Below are 15259 nucleotides of genomic sequence, written 5' to 3' on the forward strand. Positions count from 1 at the left end.
AAACTAGAGTAAGATACGAAGTCTTTCATTAGATAGACTCGCAGTCGCAGGAGTGATAAGTAGTGAAAAAGTTCAAATGGAGCATCTTGTTGTTTATTATTTTAGCTCTTGTACTATCAACAGGGGTCTCCTATTTAGCATTAAATCAAAATGTTAAGAAAGCTAATGAGAATACTACACCAAAAATGACAGTTGCGTTGGTAAATGAAGATCAGGGTACTGTATTTGAGGGTAATAAAATAGCGTTTGGAGATCAATTTGTTAAAAATGTAAATAAAAATACGAAACAAGAATGGTACGTAGTTAGTCGCGGGGTAGCAGAAAATGGATTGAAAAATAATAATTACAATATGATGATTGTTATTCCAAATGATTTTTCTAGGAAAGCAGTTGCGATTGATTCAGAGATTCCGGAGAAATTAACGTTAAACTACAAAGTAAATGCAACTGGGAATAAGGATTTGAAAGCTGAGGCAGAAAATACAGCTTCTGTTATTTTAGAAGATTTCAATAAGCAAATAATCGACGTTTATTTTGCGAGTATTATCGGTAAGCTACAAGGTGCACAAGATAATATAGGTAAAATAATTGAAAAAGGAAACGTTCAAACAACTATGTATAAAAAAGATATACATAGTCCGTTAGCGAATTACACAAATCAATTTAAAACAGTACAAGATTATACAGGTGTTTCTGTTAATAGTTTCAAAGGATTTCAGGATGTTTTAAAAGGTTTCGGTCAAGCGTTAGATGAAGGGAATAAATCTAACAGTACGTACTTAGATGGTTTTAATAACTTTCAAAAAATGCAAACTGATAACAATTTGTTAGCGAATAATTTCACAAATCAATTCAATCAATATATGAATGATATGAATACAGGCGATGCTTTAAAGCAATTAAGTGCATTGGAATCCGCTAATAAAATTATTTCAAATCAATTTACGTTTTCAGAGAAAGAACCAAATATTTTAACTGATGCTTCAGCAATTCAAAAATATTTAGCAGATGTAAAAAAACAAGTGTCTGAATATGATACAGAACTTGCAGGGAAGTTAGAAAGTGATATTCAAGAGACGGTAATTAAGAAATTAAAGCAATCTATGTCGAATGATGGAAAGCAAGAAATCTTCATAAATACATTAATGAAACAACCAGATGCTCGAATAAAGAAACAAATCGAGAATTTAATTGCGAAATTACCTAGTTTAAACATGGAAGAAATCGGTCAAAGTGATTTGCCAGATACAACGAAATTACAACTGCAAAATGTAATTCAATTTACAAAAAAATATAATAAAGAAAATAATTTTTATTATGATCCTGTAAATAAAATATCTTTAGGAAACGCAATTAAAGAAGTAAAGGATAGACTTTATACAGAGGGAATTACATTTAGTGATACTGCTAAAGTAATTAAAATGGAATCTCCGCAAATTTTGAAGATAAAGATTCCAGAAGAATTTAAACTAGATGGAAGTACAGGATTCTTACATATTGATGATGTGGATCGTACAAGTGACTTTCTTCAAAGCGAAGCAGGAGAAATTACAATAGCTCCTCGTAATGAAGGGGATATAAAGATTAGCTTGGATGTGAAGTTAAAAGATCCAAACATCAATATAGATGTTTTCTCTCCTGTAACATGGCAGTGGGAATTGAGTGGGACTCATACAAAAGAAACTAGTCCTGAAAAAGAAAAACCTAACAAAGAAGATAAAGGAACACAAACGGAAAATAGCAAAGTGGAAAATGTGGTTCATAAATCACAGTATGGCATAATGCCGTTAGTACACAATGCTAAAACGCCTATTATTCAAAAAACAGAACAGAGTAATAATGGTGACAGTGTCAAGCCTGATGCAGGAGGAAAACCTGATACGGGAGGAAATCCAGACACAGGAGGAAAACCTGATACAGGAGGAAAACCTGATACGGGAGGAAAACCTGATACAGGAGGAAAACCTGATACAGGAGGAAAACCTGATACAGGAGGAAAACCTGATACAGGAGGAAATCCAGACACAGGGGGGAAACCTGATACAGGAGGAAATCCAGACACAGGAGGGAAACCTGATACAGGAGGGAAACCTGATACAGGAGGAAATCCAGACACAGGAGGGAAACCTGATACAGGAGGAAATCCAGACACAGGAGGGAAACCTGATACAGGAGGAAATCCAGACACGGGAGGAAACCCTGATACAGGAGAGAAACCTGATACAGGAGAAAAACCTGATACAGGAGAGAAGCCAGACACTGGGACAGATAACGGTAGCAATTCAAAAATTATTGAAAGTACAACGAATCAAGTTGTACATCAAAAAGCAGAAGTATTAACAAAAAATATATCTAGTGTATTAATTAAAGAAGCAGTAGATACAGTCGAAAGTTATCAAGGTTTAATGAGCCTTTACGAAATGTATTATGGGATTGATTTAAGAACGAAAGATGTAGGTCCTAAGTTAGAAGAGGGAAGTTTAGATGCAATTGCGACGGACCAATCTTTGTACTACGTATTAAATAAACAAAGCTTAATTGATTTAATTTCAAATCTTGTTTCATCAAGTATTACTACAGAAATAAAGCAAGATATGTCAGGTTTAAAACAAAAAATAAACTCTTATCAACAATCTATTACTAGTGCGGATCAAAATTCTATGCTACTAGCGGAGAAATTAAATGGAACGACGCAACAAGCAACTAGTATGAATGAAAATTTAGGAGAGTATGTAAAAGGTTTAGCGAAATGGCGTGAGAATAGCTTAAAGCTAGTTGAAGAGCAGCAAGTATTAACAACAAATCATGCTGGTGAGCAAACAGCTATTTTATCGTTAGATTCTGGTATTAAATCATTAATGATGCAAAGTCAGTCATTGGTCGAAAGTTCGAAGCATAGTTTAGCAACTTCAGACGATGTATATAAAACATTTGATCAAATTAATGGACAAGCAAAAGAAATTCAAGACAGCGGAACGACAATTGTTTCGAAAGCTGATTTATTATTAAACGACTTTACGAAGAAAATGGAAGATGATAAATCATTCTCCAAAAACTTTACGAAAATTTTAGCGAATAGTCGTATTGGAGATCGTCAAAATGAAATGCTATATGACTTTTTAGCTAGTCCAGTTCAAAAGCAAAATGATGGAGTAATTGTAGCAGGTAATGCTTTTACACCATACTTAATTGTATTAACTTGTTTCATTGTTGCATTATTTACAGCATACGCAATTGCGAATCAAGAAAAGAAACGAATGCAATCAGATCATTTTGAAGAGAAATTCTCATTAATTGATATGAATGTACCAACTACAGTAGTAGCTTTCGGTATATCAATTGTGGAAGGGATTAGTATAGGTATCATTTCTGGGCGTCTTTTAAAGTTCGGTCAGGATCAAAGTTTACTATGGATTGCGTTCATCACATTTATTATGATGGCGTTTGTATTGGTCTCAACCTACTTATTAAGACAAATAAAAATGGTAGGTATGTTTATACTATTAGTATTTTTAAGCATGTACCTATTTTTAACTGAGGCAGTTGGAAGTAAAGTAGATCAAATGTCCTCTGTCGGAAAGATACGTCAATTCTCACCGCTTCAGTATATAGAAAGTTTTCTAAATGATTTTATTAGTGGTAAAGATACTGGGAAAGTTATTTTTGTCGTATTGTTTGTAATTGCCATTATTGGATTGGTTAGTAATCTATTTGTATGGCATAAGAAATGGGAGGAAAAAGAAGTAAATGATCAAACAATGGAGCATAGTGGCTAAGTTATCATTTCTCTCTATCCTTTTACTGTTTGTCGCGCTACCGATAAGGAGCGCGGCTGACAGTTATCTTGGTGATGATGGGAAGATTAAGTTTAAAGTGGATCGACTTGAAGAAAGCGACCAAGAAAAAAATAAAAAGGAACATAAGGAAACAGAATTAGATAAAGCATCGATTGAGTTATTTAACAAAGATATAGAAGAAGAAATTGAGAAAAAGAAAAAGAAAGAACAAAAAGATATGGAAGCTTTGCGAGATTCTCTTTTTATAAAACAAAAAGAGAATAATAGTGTTAAAGATACGAAAAATAGTTTGTTTAGCAGTGAATACATTGTCAGAAAAAGTGCAGATGAAGTAGCAAGTAATGAAACAATGAATGAAGCGCCAATTAGTATAACAATAATATTATTATTTGGCGGCGGCATTCTACTTATTTGCATCGGTATTTATACGGTTCTTCGTAAAAGTTGGAGGTAAAGCGATGGCAATACAAACACATATCAATGTGACAGTAGATTTTAGTAAATGGAATGGAAATACATATGATTTGCGTATTCCGAATCATCAATCTATTAAATATTTATTGAAAAACTTATTAGATACGCTAAAGATTGATAATCATGAAGGTTCACATTTTGTGATTAAAGTGAAAAATAAGTCAATTGTTTTAACAGATAATGATCGTTTAATTGATCACCAAATAACAGATGGAGATATTTTGCAAGTTTTATAAAGAATATTTTTTACTTTTAGTTATTTGAAAATAAGTTATTACGGGTTATAAAGAAAAGGAGAAGAGGATAAACATGACGGAAAAAATAATTCAAATTGATGCAATGAACTATCAATTTCAAATAGAAAAAGAAAATTGGAAATTGGAGATGACCAAATCTCAAACACGTATAAAAGACTTCCGTCAATTCGATATAATTACGGGCGAATCATCTGAATTTGTACCATTAACAATAGAAGAAACGGATGATATGTTTACGTTTCTATATCAAGTAGATAAAAAATTATATAAGTGGGACGATCTTAGCCGTTTTGGAAGAAATGAGAAATTAAGACTACTTCGGAATGTTGCGCAGTTTCGTAAATATTTAAATAAACGAATCACGTTCTTTTTACATCCAGACAATATAGTTTTTAATGCTAATTTAATACCAAGTATTATACATAGAGGAATTCGAGATATTGTTCCGCCAACCCCGTTATTAGAAGAGCAATTTTTAACACAATATAAGTGTCTAATTATTGCTTTATTCTCCCAAAAACATAACTTTGATGATTTGTATGCTGGGTTACTAAAAGATGCAAAAGAAACAACATTTGAACAAACCGTTGCTCAAATGGAAAGCTTAGATGCATTACTGCAGTTTCTTGATGACAGCTTTGAGAAGGAACAAACAAAAACAGAAAAAAATATGCAGTTAGTACCTAAAAAAAGCTATAAATCATTTAAATACTTAGCTTTTTCCTTCATAGCGGCGACAGTTATTTTAGCTGCTCCTTTAATATATTTCACTTTTATAAAATTTCCTTATCAAAATAAATTGTTAGAAGCAAATGCAAGTTTCATAGCAACTGATTATGACAAAGTCATTACGCAATTGAATGAGGAGGAGTTTGAATCATTACCGATTGCATCTAAATATGAGTTAGCATTTGCATACATTACAGCTGAAAAACTAGGTGAAGCTCAAAAGAAATCGATTATGAAAAACATTAGTTTGAAAAGTGATGAAAAGTATTTGCTGTATTGGATGTATAACGGAAAAGGTAATTTTGATAAATCATTAGATTTAGCTAAGACACTTGATGATCCTCAGCTTATTATGTACGGCCTTGTTAAACAAATTGAATCACTGAAAAATAATCCAGATTTATCAGGGGAAGAACGTGATCAAAAGTTAAAAACATATGAGCAACAATTAGATGAATATAAAAAGAAATATGGCAATTCATCAAGCGATAAAAATTTGTCGGACACAGAGAAAAAAGAGTAAGCACTTGATGAGACAGTTGAAAAGGAGCGGTGAACAAGGATGGAGCAACTATTAGTATTGACTTATGGAGACAAAATATATAAGTGCACATTACATCCAAATGAGCAATCAATAGTGTCGATTGGAAAAGAGTGGACAAATGATATTACGAATCCAAGTTTAGAACAAGAAGTAGAGTTAAAGTGGAATAATGAAGTAAATGCTTGGATGGTACAGGATCAATTAATAGAATTTAATAAGGAAATTGAGATTGGGAAAACAAGAGATGTGAGCTTGAAAATCTTTATATCTATTGTTGGCACAACTAGAGTGTTTGATATCGGAACGAAACATTCTCTTACAGTGAGTCAAAACGATTACGATGATATTTCTATTACCGGGACTAGTGTAGATTTAATGCTATCTCGCGAAACGTTGTACGATTCTTTTAAAGTGAACGTGTATGGCGGGGATGTATTTCATAATTATACGAAGTTAAAAGATAGCGTTATGTTGGAATCAGGAGACGTATTATATTTTGATGGTATTTTATTGGAGATTGGTAGTGAAGACATTCAAGTACTTTCTTCAGAAGATAAAGTGAAATCTGAGTTACCTATTTTAGTAGAATCAGAAACAAATTATCAAAGTGGTTATCCAGACTATCATCGTTCACCACGTATTATTTACCGTGAACCAGAAGAGAAAATGACAATTGCAAAGCCTTCAAGTATGCCATCAAAACCAACGGAGCATTTAGCAAGAATCATTGCACCTTCACTTGTCATGATTGTCGTAACCGTATTACTTGCTATTTTCATGAAATATGGAATGTTTATTATCGCATCGATTGCGATGACATTAGTAACAATCATTGTTTCTGTCACATCGTATATAAAAAATTTAAAGCAATATAAAGTCGATATTGTTGAACGAGATAAAAGCTATAGAGAGTATATAAAACAAAAAACGAAAGATTTACATGCAGAAAGTGAAAAACAGCGTCACGCATTACATTATCACAATCCAAATGTAGAAGTAATACGTAATATGGCAGTTCAAGTAAATCCTCGAATTTATGAAAAAACAATGTTACATCATGATTTCTTAACATTTAGCGTTGGAACAGGACAAGCTAATACGAGTTTTGAAATTCAATTTAATGAAGAAGAATTTAGTCAAACGAAAGATGAATTAATTGATATAGCACGTGAACTAAGACAGCGTTATCTATCGTTGGAAGATGTACCAGTTGTAACAGATTTAATGAATGGACCAGTCGGTTATATTGGTCAACGCTCTTTAGTGTTAGAGCAATTACAATTATTAGTTGCACAAACGGCTTTATTCCATAGTTATTATGACTTGCAGTTTATTACTATTTTTCCGGAAGAAGAAAAAGAAAAATGGGATTGGATGCGCTGGTTACCTCATGGAAGTGTTCGCGATATAAATGTACGTGGATTTGTATACCATGATCGTAGCCGTGATCAAGTGTTAAATAGTTTGTATCAAATATTGAAAGAACGAAAATTAAAACTAGATGAAAAAATTTCTACTAATGAAAAAATGTACTTTGCACCGCACTATGTCGTTCTCATTACAGATGAAAAACTAATATTAGACCATGTTGTTATGGAATTCTTTAATGATGATCCGAGTCAATTAGGTGTATCACTTGTATTTGTACAAGATGTTATGCAAAGTTTACCGGAGCATGTGAAAACGGTAATAGATATAAGAGATGCAAAACAAGGGAACATCATCTTAGAGCAAGGAGAACTTGTTAACCGTCAATTTAAACTAAATCATGTGCCAAAAGGATTCAATTTAGAAGATATTTCACGGGCATTAGCACCATTAAATCATTTGCAAAACTTAAAAAATAGTATTCCAGAAAGCGTAACATTTTTAGAAATGTATGGCGTTGAAAAAGTAAAAGAACTGAATATTACAAGTCGTTGGGAGAAAAATGCAGCGCATAAATCTTTAGCTGTACCACTTGGATTACGTGGTAAAGAAGATATCGTAAACTTAAACTTACACGAAAAAGCACACGGACCACACGGATTAATAGCAGGTACAACCGGTTCAGGTAAATCGGAAATTATACAATCGTACATTTTATCTCTAGCAGTTAATTTCCATCCGTACGAAGTAGCCTTTTTACTAATTGACTATAAAGGCGGCGGTATGGCGAATTTATTCAAAAACTTACCGCATTTATTAGGAACAATTACGAACTTAGATGGAGCGCAAAGCATGAGAGCGCTCGCATCAATTAAAGCTGAATTGCAAAAAAGACAACGCTTATTTGGGGAAAATGATGTAAACCATATTAATCAGTATCAAAAACTGTATAAAGAAGGCTTAGTAAGTGAACCGATGCCGCATCTATTTTTAATTAGTGATGAATTCGCGGAACTGAAGTCAGAACAACCAGAGTTTATGAAAGAGTTAGTTTCAACAGCGCGTATCGGTCGTTCGCTCGGAATCCATTTAATATTAGCTACGCAAAAACCGAGTGGTGTTGTAGATGATCAAATTTGGAGTAACTCGAAATTCAAACTAGCATTAAAAGTTCAAAATACGTCAGATAGTAATGAAATTTTAAAAACACCGGATGCTGCTGAAATTACATTACCAGGACGTGCTTACTTACAAGTTGGGAATAATGAAATTTATGAACTATTCCAATCAGCTTGGAGCGGAGCAGACTATGTAGAAAACAAAGAGGATAAAGAACATTTAGACGCAACAATCTATGCAATAAATGATCTAGGACAATATGAAATATTAAGTGAAGATTTGAGTGGACTTGGTAGCAGTAAAGAAGTAATAACCGTACCATCTGAACTGGATGCTGTTATTGACTACATTCACGATTACGCAGAAATAAATGAAATTGAAGCATTAGCAAGACCGTGGTTACCACCACTTCCAGAAAGCGTATATTTACAAGACTTACACGCTATTCAGTTCAAAGAAGCATGGACGAAAGAAAAGAAACCATTAAAAGCAACAGTTGGTCTACTAGATCAGCCTGAATTACAATCACAAACACCATTAACACTAGATATTAGTAAAGACGGACACGTAGCGGTCTTCTCAAGTCCAGGCTACGGAAAATCAACATTCTTACAATCAGTCATTATGGATGTAGCTCGTCAGCATAGTCCGGAGCATTTGCATGTGTATTTAGTGGACCTTGGAACAAATGGTCTTCTACCTTTGAAAGGATTACCTCATGTAGCGGATACGATTACGATTGATGAATCTGAAAAATGTTTAAAGTTTGTTGAAAGATTAACTCAAGAAATGAAAAATCGTAAACGATTATTAAGTGAATATGACGTTGCAAATATTGAAATGTATGAAAAGGCAAGCGGGAAAGAAATACCACATATTATTATTGCAATCGACAATTATGATGCAGTAAAAGAAGCGAAGTTCTATGAAAGCTTTGAAATGCTAATTATGCAAATTGTCCGAGATGGTGCAAGTTTAGGAATTCATACCTTAATTAGTGCAGGGCGACAAAATGCACTTAGAATTCAATTGTACAATAATATTAAAATCCAAACTTGCCTATATATGATTGATCAAAGTGAAGTAGCTAGTATTGTAGGGAGATCTGATATAAAAGTGGAAGAAACAGCAGGAAGAGCGTTAATAAAACTAGAATCTCCTACATTATTCCAGGTTGCACTACCTACGAAAGCAGAAGATGAATTACAGCAAATTCAATTATTACAACAAGAAGCAAATGATATGGATCGAGAATGGGATGGAGAACGTCCGAAGGCAATTCCAATGATGCCAGAAGTGATTGATATTGCTACTTATCGTAAAAATAAAGACGTTACAAAAGCTCTACAAGCAGCAAGAATTCCAATGGGGCTTGATTTTGCAAACGTAGAAGTTGTAGCTCATGATATTGCAGTGAATGATCATTTAATGATTTATAGTGTAGATGATAGTATGAGAAAACAAATTGTATCTAGCATCCTATCTCAATTGAATAAAGATTATTTTGAAAGTGTGACGTTGGTGGATACAGCAGAGTATAGTTTCGTTCAATATAAAGACGATGTGACGCACTACATTGTAGACGAAAATGAAATCAATATGCATGCGAAGTATTGGATGGAAGTAATTCGTGAACGAGCTCTTGAATTAGCACAAGCAAGACAAGAAGGTAGAGAAATTCCTGCATTCACAAAACAACTCATTATCATGACAAATGTTGAAGAGTTTAGTAAATTTGTTTATTTAGAAATGGAGGATGCAGCGACTTTAATTGATTTATCTCGTACAGTAGGTATTTACTTTGTATTAGCAGGTCACCACGACTACATGGACCGAAATCGTGAAGCTCTACCTATGAAAATGAGAAGTAAGCTAACAGCAGCAATTATCGCAATGCCATTAAATGATCAAAGTATCTTCAACATAAAATATATAAGCAACGAAGCACCATTAGGTAAAGATGAAGTGTATTACTATCAAAAAGGGAACATAATGAAACTAAAAATGCCTAGAGTAACTAACGAGGTGACAGTATGAAATTAAAGAAGAAAGCTAAGGTGATGATAGTCGTGTCAATAATGGCAAGTTTATTAAGTGGATGTGGTTTTGGGGAAAAGCAAATAGATTATAAGCCATTTGTCAAAGCTTTGGATGAAGGTGACATGAGAAAGGTTATGTCTGCGAGTGATGATGGGTATGCGTATGTGAAACAAAGAGGTATATATAGTACATATGAACAAAAGGAAGATGGAGAGCATAGAAAAACAATCTATCAAACTTCGGAAGGGATATATAATACGAAAGATAAAAGTTTATATGGAAGTACAACACAAGCGGTTACTTCAGCAGTAGACAGCAAAGATAATAAAAAAGAAGGTGTTTATCGTACCAATATTATGTATAAAAATGGACAGGTGAAAAGTCCGGATTCAAATCTGGATGTTTCATACGTAAACTTAATTGTTGATCGTTTAAAAGGAATAGGGAAACTAAAGATGAAGCCCGGAGATGATATAAAAAAGTTTGATCAACCTAGTACAGTTGGATATAAACTAAATGAATCAGAGTTTCAGAGTATTGTTAATGATAAGTTGAAAATACAATATGATGAATATGATGGTGGATCGATTGTACTGCATATAGATTCTAAAGATGGTTCAGAGCAGATATTGGAGGTAAGTATTGTAATAAATTATAAGAAGCGAAATGATGAAGGTAAGTTAGTAGAATATATATCACAAATACACACATATTTTGATAGTCAAAAAGGCAATAATCAAGATGCAAAAAAAAAATATATAGATTACAGAGCACAGGATAAAAATAATAAGTAATTAGGAGTGAGTAATATGAGTAAGGATGTGGAGCAAGATAAAGAAATAATAGAGGATATAGAGGTAAGAGAGATAAATTCTGATTGGGGGAAATTGGAGCTAGCTGGAAAGGATATTTATGACTTTAAAGCTGGTAAAGAACCGTATAACCAACTAAGTCAAAAAAATAAAAAGACATTACAGGATAAATTTAACGCAGATTTTATAGATGATAAAGTTGATGAAAATACAGGATTTGCTGCATACGCTTTTAAAGATAGGTCTACAGGAGAAATTGTAATAACATATGTAGGAACGGAAGATGCAACGGATGCAATAACAGATGGTGAAATTGGGGGACATAATATAACAGGTGCAAATAAAATAATGTTAGGTAATTTGGAACACGATTTTACAGTTAGACAGTATGATCAAGGAGAAGAATTTTATTTGAAGGTTAAACATGATAACCCTTCTGCCAAAATTAGTGTAACAGGGCATTCATTAGGTGGTGGTATAGCTAATACTGTATCGTTAAGACACCAAGAAGATAATATTGAAACATTAACATTAAATCCAGCGCCTGTATTAAACCGAGATGTTGATAAATTTGGTAATGGGTTTGATATGAAAAATGTTCGGAATATCATTAATCAGAATGATCCACTACATATTGGGATAAAGGCAGCAGACTTCACACTTCCGGGAAGAATGTATAAAATTCCGAATCAAGCTGGTCACTCATATGCTTTTACAGTGAAGGATTATGATGAGAATGGACATCTAATATGGATTGATAAACTAGCAAGTGATAACGATACGGGGTGGGATATTATCCCAGGATTTATGGAGTTTTCTCAATCTGCTGGGGCTATATACACAGGAACTATACATGATGTATTTCATAGAAAAGTTTCTATAGAAGAAGAAAAGGTAGCTGGAACTGCAATTAATTTGATACTAAATGCAACGCCAATTTCTAGTATTATAGGTGGAATATTAGGTTACTCGGACATTGTACAAGGCAGCAAGGAGCTTGAAAAGCTAAGAGAAAAAGTTCAAGAAGGTTTTTCAAGATTAAATACAAAGTATGAAGGACTAAAGTCTCAAATTACAGCAGAAGCAATCCAATTTAGTATAATGGCTACAGTTGAAATAAAAGGAGCGGTAGATATCGCTGTAGAATGGATTGAAACAACTTTAGCGAAATGTAAGGAAAAAGTTTTAGAAGTATTAGAGTCTGTATTTAATACTGCTATAAATTTTTTATCTGGAAGTGTTGTAGTATATTTAGCTACAAGTGAAATTTTAGATATTGCAAAAGAAGTTGCAGCTTCTTACGTGCAAGATTTACTAGATTTGTTTAAAGGAGATTTTGTAGTTGATACAAATGTAGCTGCAATTGTATCTGAACATATATTAAGTCATCGTCACTCATTGTTAAATCTCTTTATGAATGATAACAGTAGGGGGATAAACCGTTCTTTATTAGGTGAAATTGCTAAAGATGTGAAGGAGTTATCGAAAGATTTAAAACAATTAAACGACGATGTTTCAGAAGCGGTATTTTCTATGTTTGCAAAAGACGAAGAATTAGGAGCAGTTTCATATTATTAAAACTCCAAGTTTATAAATTTAAAAGAGAGGGGTATGAAGGTGGATTTACATACGATAATGTCAAGAGTTCATAGTACATTTCCAGCTAGTGGTGGACGAGAACAAATTATAAACGTTGTAGTGCAATTGGAAAAAGCAGCTACATCTTTAACGGGAGATATTAGAAGGTTAGAGAGTAGTATTGATAGTACATTACAAGGAAAAACACGTGAGGCATTTATTGATCGTATCCGTCAATTAGAGAAAAAAAGACAAAAAATAGAAGAGAAAATTAGCGTACTAAAAGGGACAGTGAATTAATATGAAAGACTATATGGATAAAGTATTACCTTTAGGCAGTGTTGTAAGATTGGGTCTTAAAGAAGAGGAAGATGTGGAGTATGTAATCACTACGAGAGGTTTATTACTTGATGAAAACACATTCTATGATTATGGTGGAGTGTTGCATCCAGTGGGTTTAACCGAAGAGACGTATAAATTATTTAACCACACGGATATTGCAGAGGTTAAATTTGAAGGGTATCGAAATAAAATTGAAGGTCAATTCGCAGCTAAGTTTAAAATGTGGCGGAATGAGTTTGTTGAAAAAGTAATTGAAAAAAATAAAAAGCAACAACAAGCACAAGAGTTAGAAATAAAGGGAAAAAAATAAATTTAAAAGGAAATAAGCTTTCCTCTTCCAAAATGGAAAGAGGAAAGCTTATTTTGATTGAATAAGGGTGTCAGTATGAAGTTAAAGAAGAAAGCTAAGATGATAATAGTTCTGTCAATAGTAGCAAATTTATTAAGTGGATGTGGTTTTGGGGAGACGAAGATAGAGTATGAGAGATTAGTAAAGGCATTGGATGAAGGTGATATGAAGACGGTTATGTCTGCGAGTGATGAAGGGTATGCGTATGTGAAAGAAGAGGTTAGGAATAGTACTTTTATTGAGGATAATAATAGGCAAATAGGAGTAGTTTATCAAACAACGCAAGGTATTTATAGCATTAAAGATAATATTCTTTTTGGTGAGACACAAAAGAAAATCAATACTCCAGTTGAGGATGAAAAACATAGTGACAACCCACAATATAAAGAAGAATTTGTATTCAAGTCAGATATAAGATACGAAAATGGACAGCTAGAAGCTTCAAATCGAGGGAAAGATATGTCTAATATAAAATTAATGCTCAATAGAGTGCAAGGAATAAATGAATTGAAACCAAATGTGAATAAAAAAAGCTTCAGCCAACCAACTACGATAAGCTATAATTTATCAGAAACTCAATTTAAAGAGATATTTAATGGGAATTTAGAATTAGAGTATGAGAAGTTTAGTTATGCAACACTACTAATTGAATTTAATTCTGCTAAGGATACAAAGGAAAATCCGATGAAAATAACAGAGATAACAATTTCGATAGGCTATAAACAAAGAAATGAAGAAAATAATATGATTAGGCATGATCAAGAAATAACAACATATTTACGTAATAAAGAAGAAAATAATCGGAAATCAAAAAAAGATTACTTACAATATGAAAAGAAATTTAAAGAAAGCCATTAATATATAAGGGGGAGAATATGGTGAACGAGGAAGATTATAAATTAAGTAGTGATGTAGGAAAATTAAGATTATCGGCAAGAGATATTTATGATTATAATGGACAAGAAAAAAATATAATAATTCTGATCCAATAATAAATAAACAGAAGTTACAAGACAACTTTAATGCTAATCTTATAGTTTCTGATGATATTCATTCAGTGACTGGATTTGGGGCATATGCTTTAGAGGAAAGAAACACGCATGAAATTTTCATTGTATACGTTGGAAACCAACCGAGCCAAATAGGCTATTTAGCAACCGATGGAGCAATTTGGCTGCATAATTTAACTAATTCACCTATATTGGGATCATTAGCGGAATTTCAGTATAGTCAAGCAGAAAAATTTTATGAAAAAGTCAAGGCGAGTAATAAAGGAAAGAAGATAACTTTACTAGGGCACTCTTTAGGTGGCGGAGCAGCGAATACAGTTGCATTAAGACATCAAGAAGATAATATAAACGTATTAGCTTTAAATCCTGCGCCTGTTTTAAATAAGGATGTGGTTAAGTACATATACGGGACCAATATGAAGAATTGCCGCAGTCTTATAAATGAATATGGTCCTTTGGATGGCGCCATTAAAGCCACAGATTTTGTAATACCTGGACAGGTTTATAAAATGGAAAATGGGGATATTTCGGTATTTTTATAGTTAGGAAAAAGTTATTCTAAAAGGAGTAAGTTGGGTGAATCATAGACGTAAGAAAAAGAAACCGAAACAAATAAGAAAAGAAGCTGTTCAGATAAAACCGATAGTAGAAGAAAAACCACTAAAGAAGAGTAGCAATAAGTTGGTCGATATTTTCCTAGGTATTCTTCTTTTTCCAATTCTTATATGGGCTGTCTTGGAAGGTTGTGCAACACAATTAAGCAAAGGGAAGACTTTCCTTATTATCGTTTTCTTTCTCTTAATTGCAATAGGGTTATCTATGATAGGAAACAAATAAGGG

The 15259-nt window shown here is 33.1% G+C and carries 10 protein-coding genes and 3 pseudogenes; all 13 read left to right on the forward strand.

The window, feature by feature from the left end:
* Window positions 1-62: 62 nt before the first annotated feature.
* The 13 genes and pseudogenes from esaA (at window position 63) to ACTFP3_RS06600 (ending at window position 15256) form a co-directional block, all read left to right on the forward strand.
* Window positions 63-3776, forward strand: coding sequence for a type VII secretion protein EsaA (gene esaA, locus ACTFP3_RS06540; RefSeq protein WP_440009709.1), 3714 nt, complete (start codon window positions 63-65; stop codon window positions 3774-3776).
* On the forward strand, window positions 3748-4251 hold the full coding sequence (essA, locus tag ACTFP3_RS06545) for a type VII secretion protein EssA (protein ID WP_440009712.1): 504 nt from the start codon (window positions 3748-3750) through the stop codon (window positions 4249-4251). Before esaA ends, essA begins: the two co-directional genes overlap by 29 nt.
* Window positions 4252-4255: 4 nt before the next feature.
* On the forward strand, window positions 4256-4507 hold the full coding sequence (locus tag ACTFP3_RS06550) for an EsaB/YukD family protein (RefSeq protein WP_001007571.1): 252 nt from the start codon (window positions 4256-4258) through the stop codon (window positions 4505-4507).
* Between the two features lie 73 nt (window positions 4508-4580).
* The gene (essB, locus tag ACTFP3_RS06555; protein ID WP_000136612.1) at window positions 4581-5780 is read left to right on the forward strand and encodes a type VII secretion protein EssB; all 1200 of its coding nucleotides are present in this window, start codon (window positions 4581-4583) and stop codon (window positions 5778-5780) included.
* 39 nt (window positions 5781-5819) lie between these two features.
* Window positions 5820-6101 (forward strand): annotated as a pseudogene (locus tag ACTFP3_RS06560) (FtsK/SpoIIIE N-terminal domain-containing protein); the annotation flags it as partial.
* Window positions 6096-10325 (forward strand): annotated as a pseudogene (gene essC / locus ACTFP3_RS06565) (type VII secretion protein EssC); the annotation flags it as partial. The pseudogenes ACTFP3_RS06560 and essC, both read left to right, overlap by 6 nt.
* Complete coding sequence (locus tag ACTFP3_RS06570; RefSeq protein ID WP_000768467.1) at window positions 10322-11122, forward strand: DUF3952 domain-containing protein; 801 nt, start codon at window positions 10322-10324, stop codon at window positions 11120-11122. The pseudogene essC and the gene ACTFP3_RS06570, both read left to right, overlap by 4 nt.
* A gap of 15 nt (window positions 11123-11137) precedes the next feature.
* Window positions 11138-12718 carry a lipase family protein gene (locus tag ACTFP3_RS06575; RefSeq protein ID WP_163093490.1) on the forward strand — a complete coding sequence of 527 codons (1581 nt, stop codon included), beginning with the start codon at window positions 11138-11140 and terminating at the stop codon, window positions 12716-12718.
* A 39-nt stretch (window positions 12719-12757) separates the two neighbouring features.
* The gene (locus tag ACTFP3_RS06580) at window positions 12758-13018 is read left to right on the forward strand and encodes a hypothetical protein (RefSeq protein WP_025687481.1); all 261 of its coding nucleotides are present in this window, start codon (window positions 12758-12760) and stop codon (window positions 13016-13018) included.
* Between the two features lies 1 nt (window position 13019).
* Window positions 13020-13370 (forward strand): DUF4176 domain-containing protein, encoded by a 351-nt coding sequence (locus ACTFP3_RS06585; RefSeq protein WP_000656383.1) that lies wholly within the window; start codon window positions 13020-13022, stop codon window positions 13368-13370.
* Between the two features lie 75 nt (window positions 13371-13445).
* Window positions 13446-14267, forward strand: a complete 822-nt coding sequence (locus ACTFP3_RS06590) for a DUF3952 domain-containing protein (RefSeq protein ID WP_139372020.1) — start codon at window positions 13446-13448, stop codon at window positions 14265-14267.
* 17 nt (window positions 14268-14284) lie between these two features.
* Window positions 14285-14958: pseudogene (locus ACTFP3_RS06595) on the forward strand (lipase family protein); the annotation flags it as partial.
* Between the two features lie 37 nt (window positions 14959-14995).
* Window positions 14996-15256: a hypothetical protein gene (locus tag ACTFP3_RS06600; protein ID WP_001016544.1), complete on the forward strand. Its 261-nt coding sequence runs from the start codon at window positions 14996-14998 to the stop codon at window positions 15254-15256.
* Window positions 15257-15259: the final 3 nt, after the last annotated feature.

The organism is Bacillus cereus group sp. MYBK5-2 (genome assembly GCF_051915685.1).
Lineage (GTDB): Bacteria > Bacillota > Bacilli > Bacillales > Bacillaceae_G > Bacillus_A > Bacillus_A cereus.

Bases quoted from the DNA above. Each gene is read 5' to 3' on its own strand.
- essA (WP_440009712.1), top strand. From the start codon at position 3,748: ATGATCAAACAATGGAGCATAGTGGCTAAGTTATCATTTCTCTCTATC.
- ACTFP3_RS06550 (WP_001007571.1), top strand. From the start codon at position 4,256: ATGGCAATACAAACACATATCAATGTGACAGTAGATTTTAGTAAATGG.
- essB (WP_000136612.1), top strand. From the start codon at position 4,581: ATGACGGAAAAAATAATTCAAATTGATGCAATGAACTATCAATTTCAA.
- ACTFP3_RS06570 (WP_000768467.1), top strand. From the start codon at position 10,322: ATGAAATTAAAGAAGAAAGCTAAGGTGATGATAGTCGTGTCAATAATG.
- ACTFP3_RS06575 (WP_163093490.1), top strand. From the start codon at position 11,138: ATGAGTAAGGATGTGGAGCAAGATAAAGAAATAATAGAGGATATAGAG.
- ACTFP3_RS06585 (WP_000656383.1), top strand. From the start codon at position 13,020: ATGAAAGACTATATGGATAAAGTATTACCTTTAGGCAGTGTTGTAAGA.
- ACTFP3_RS06590 (WP_139372020.1), top strand. From the start codon at position 13,446: ATGAAGTTAAAGAAGAAAGCTAAGATGATAATAGTTCTGTCAATAGTA.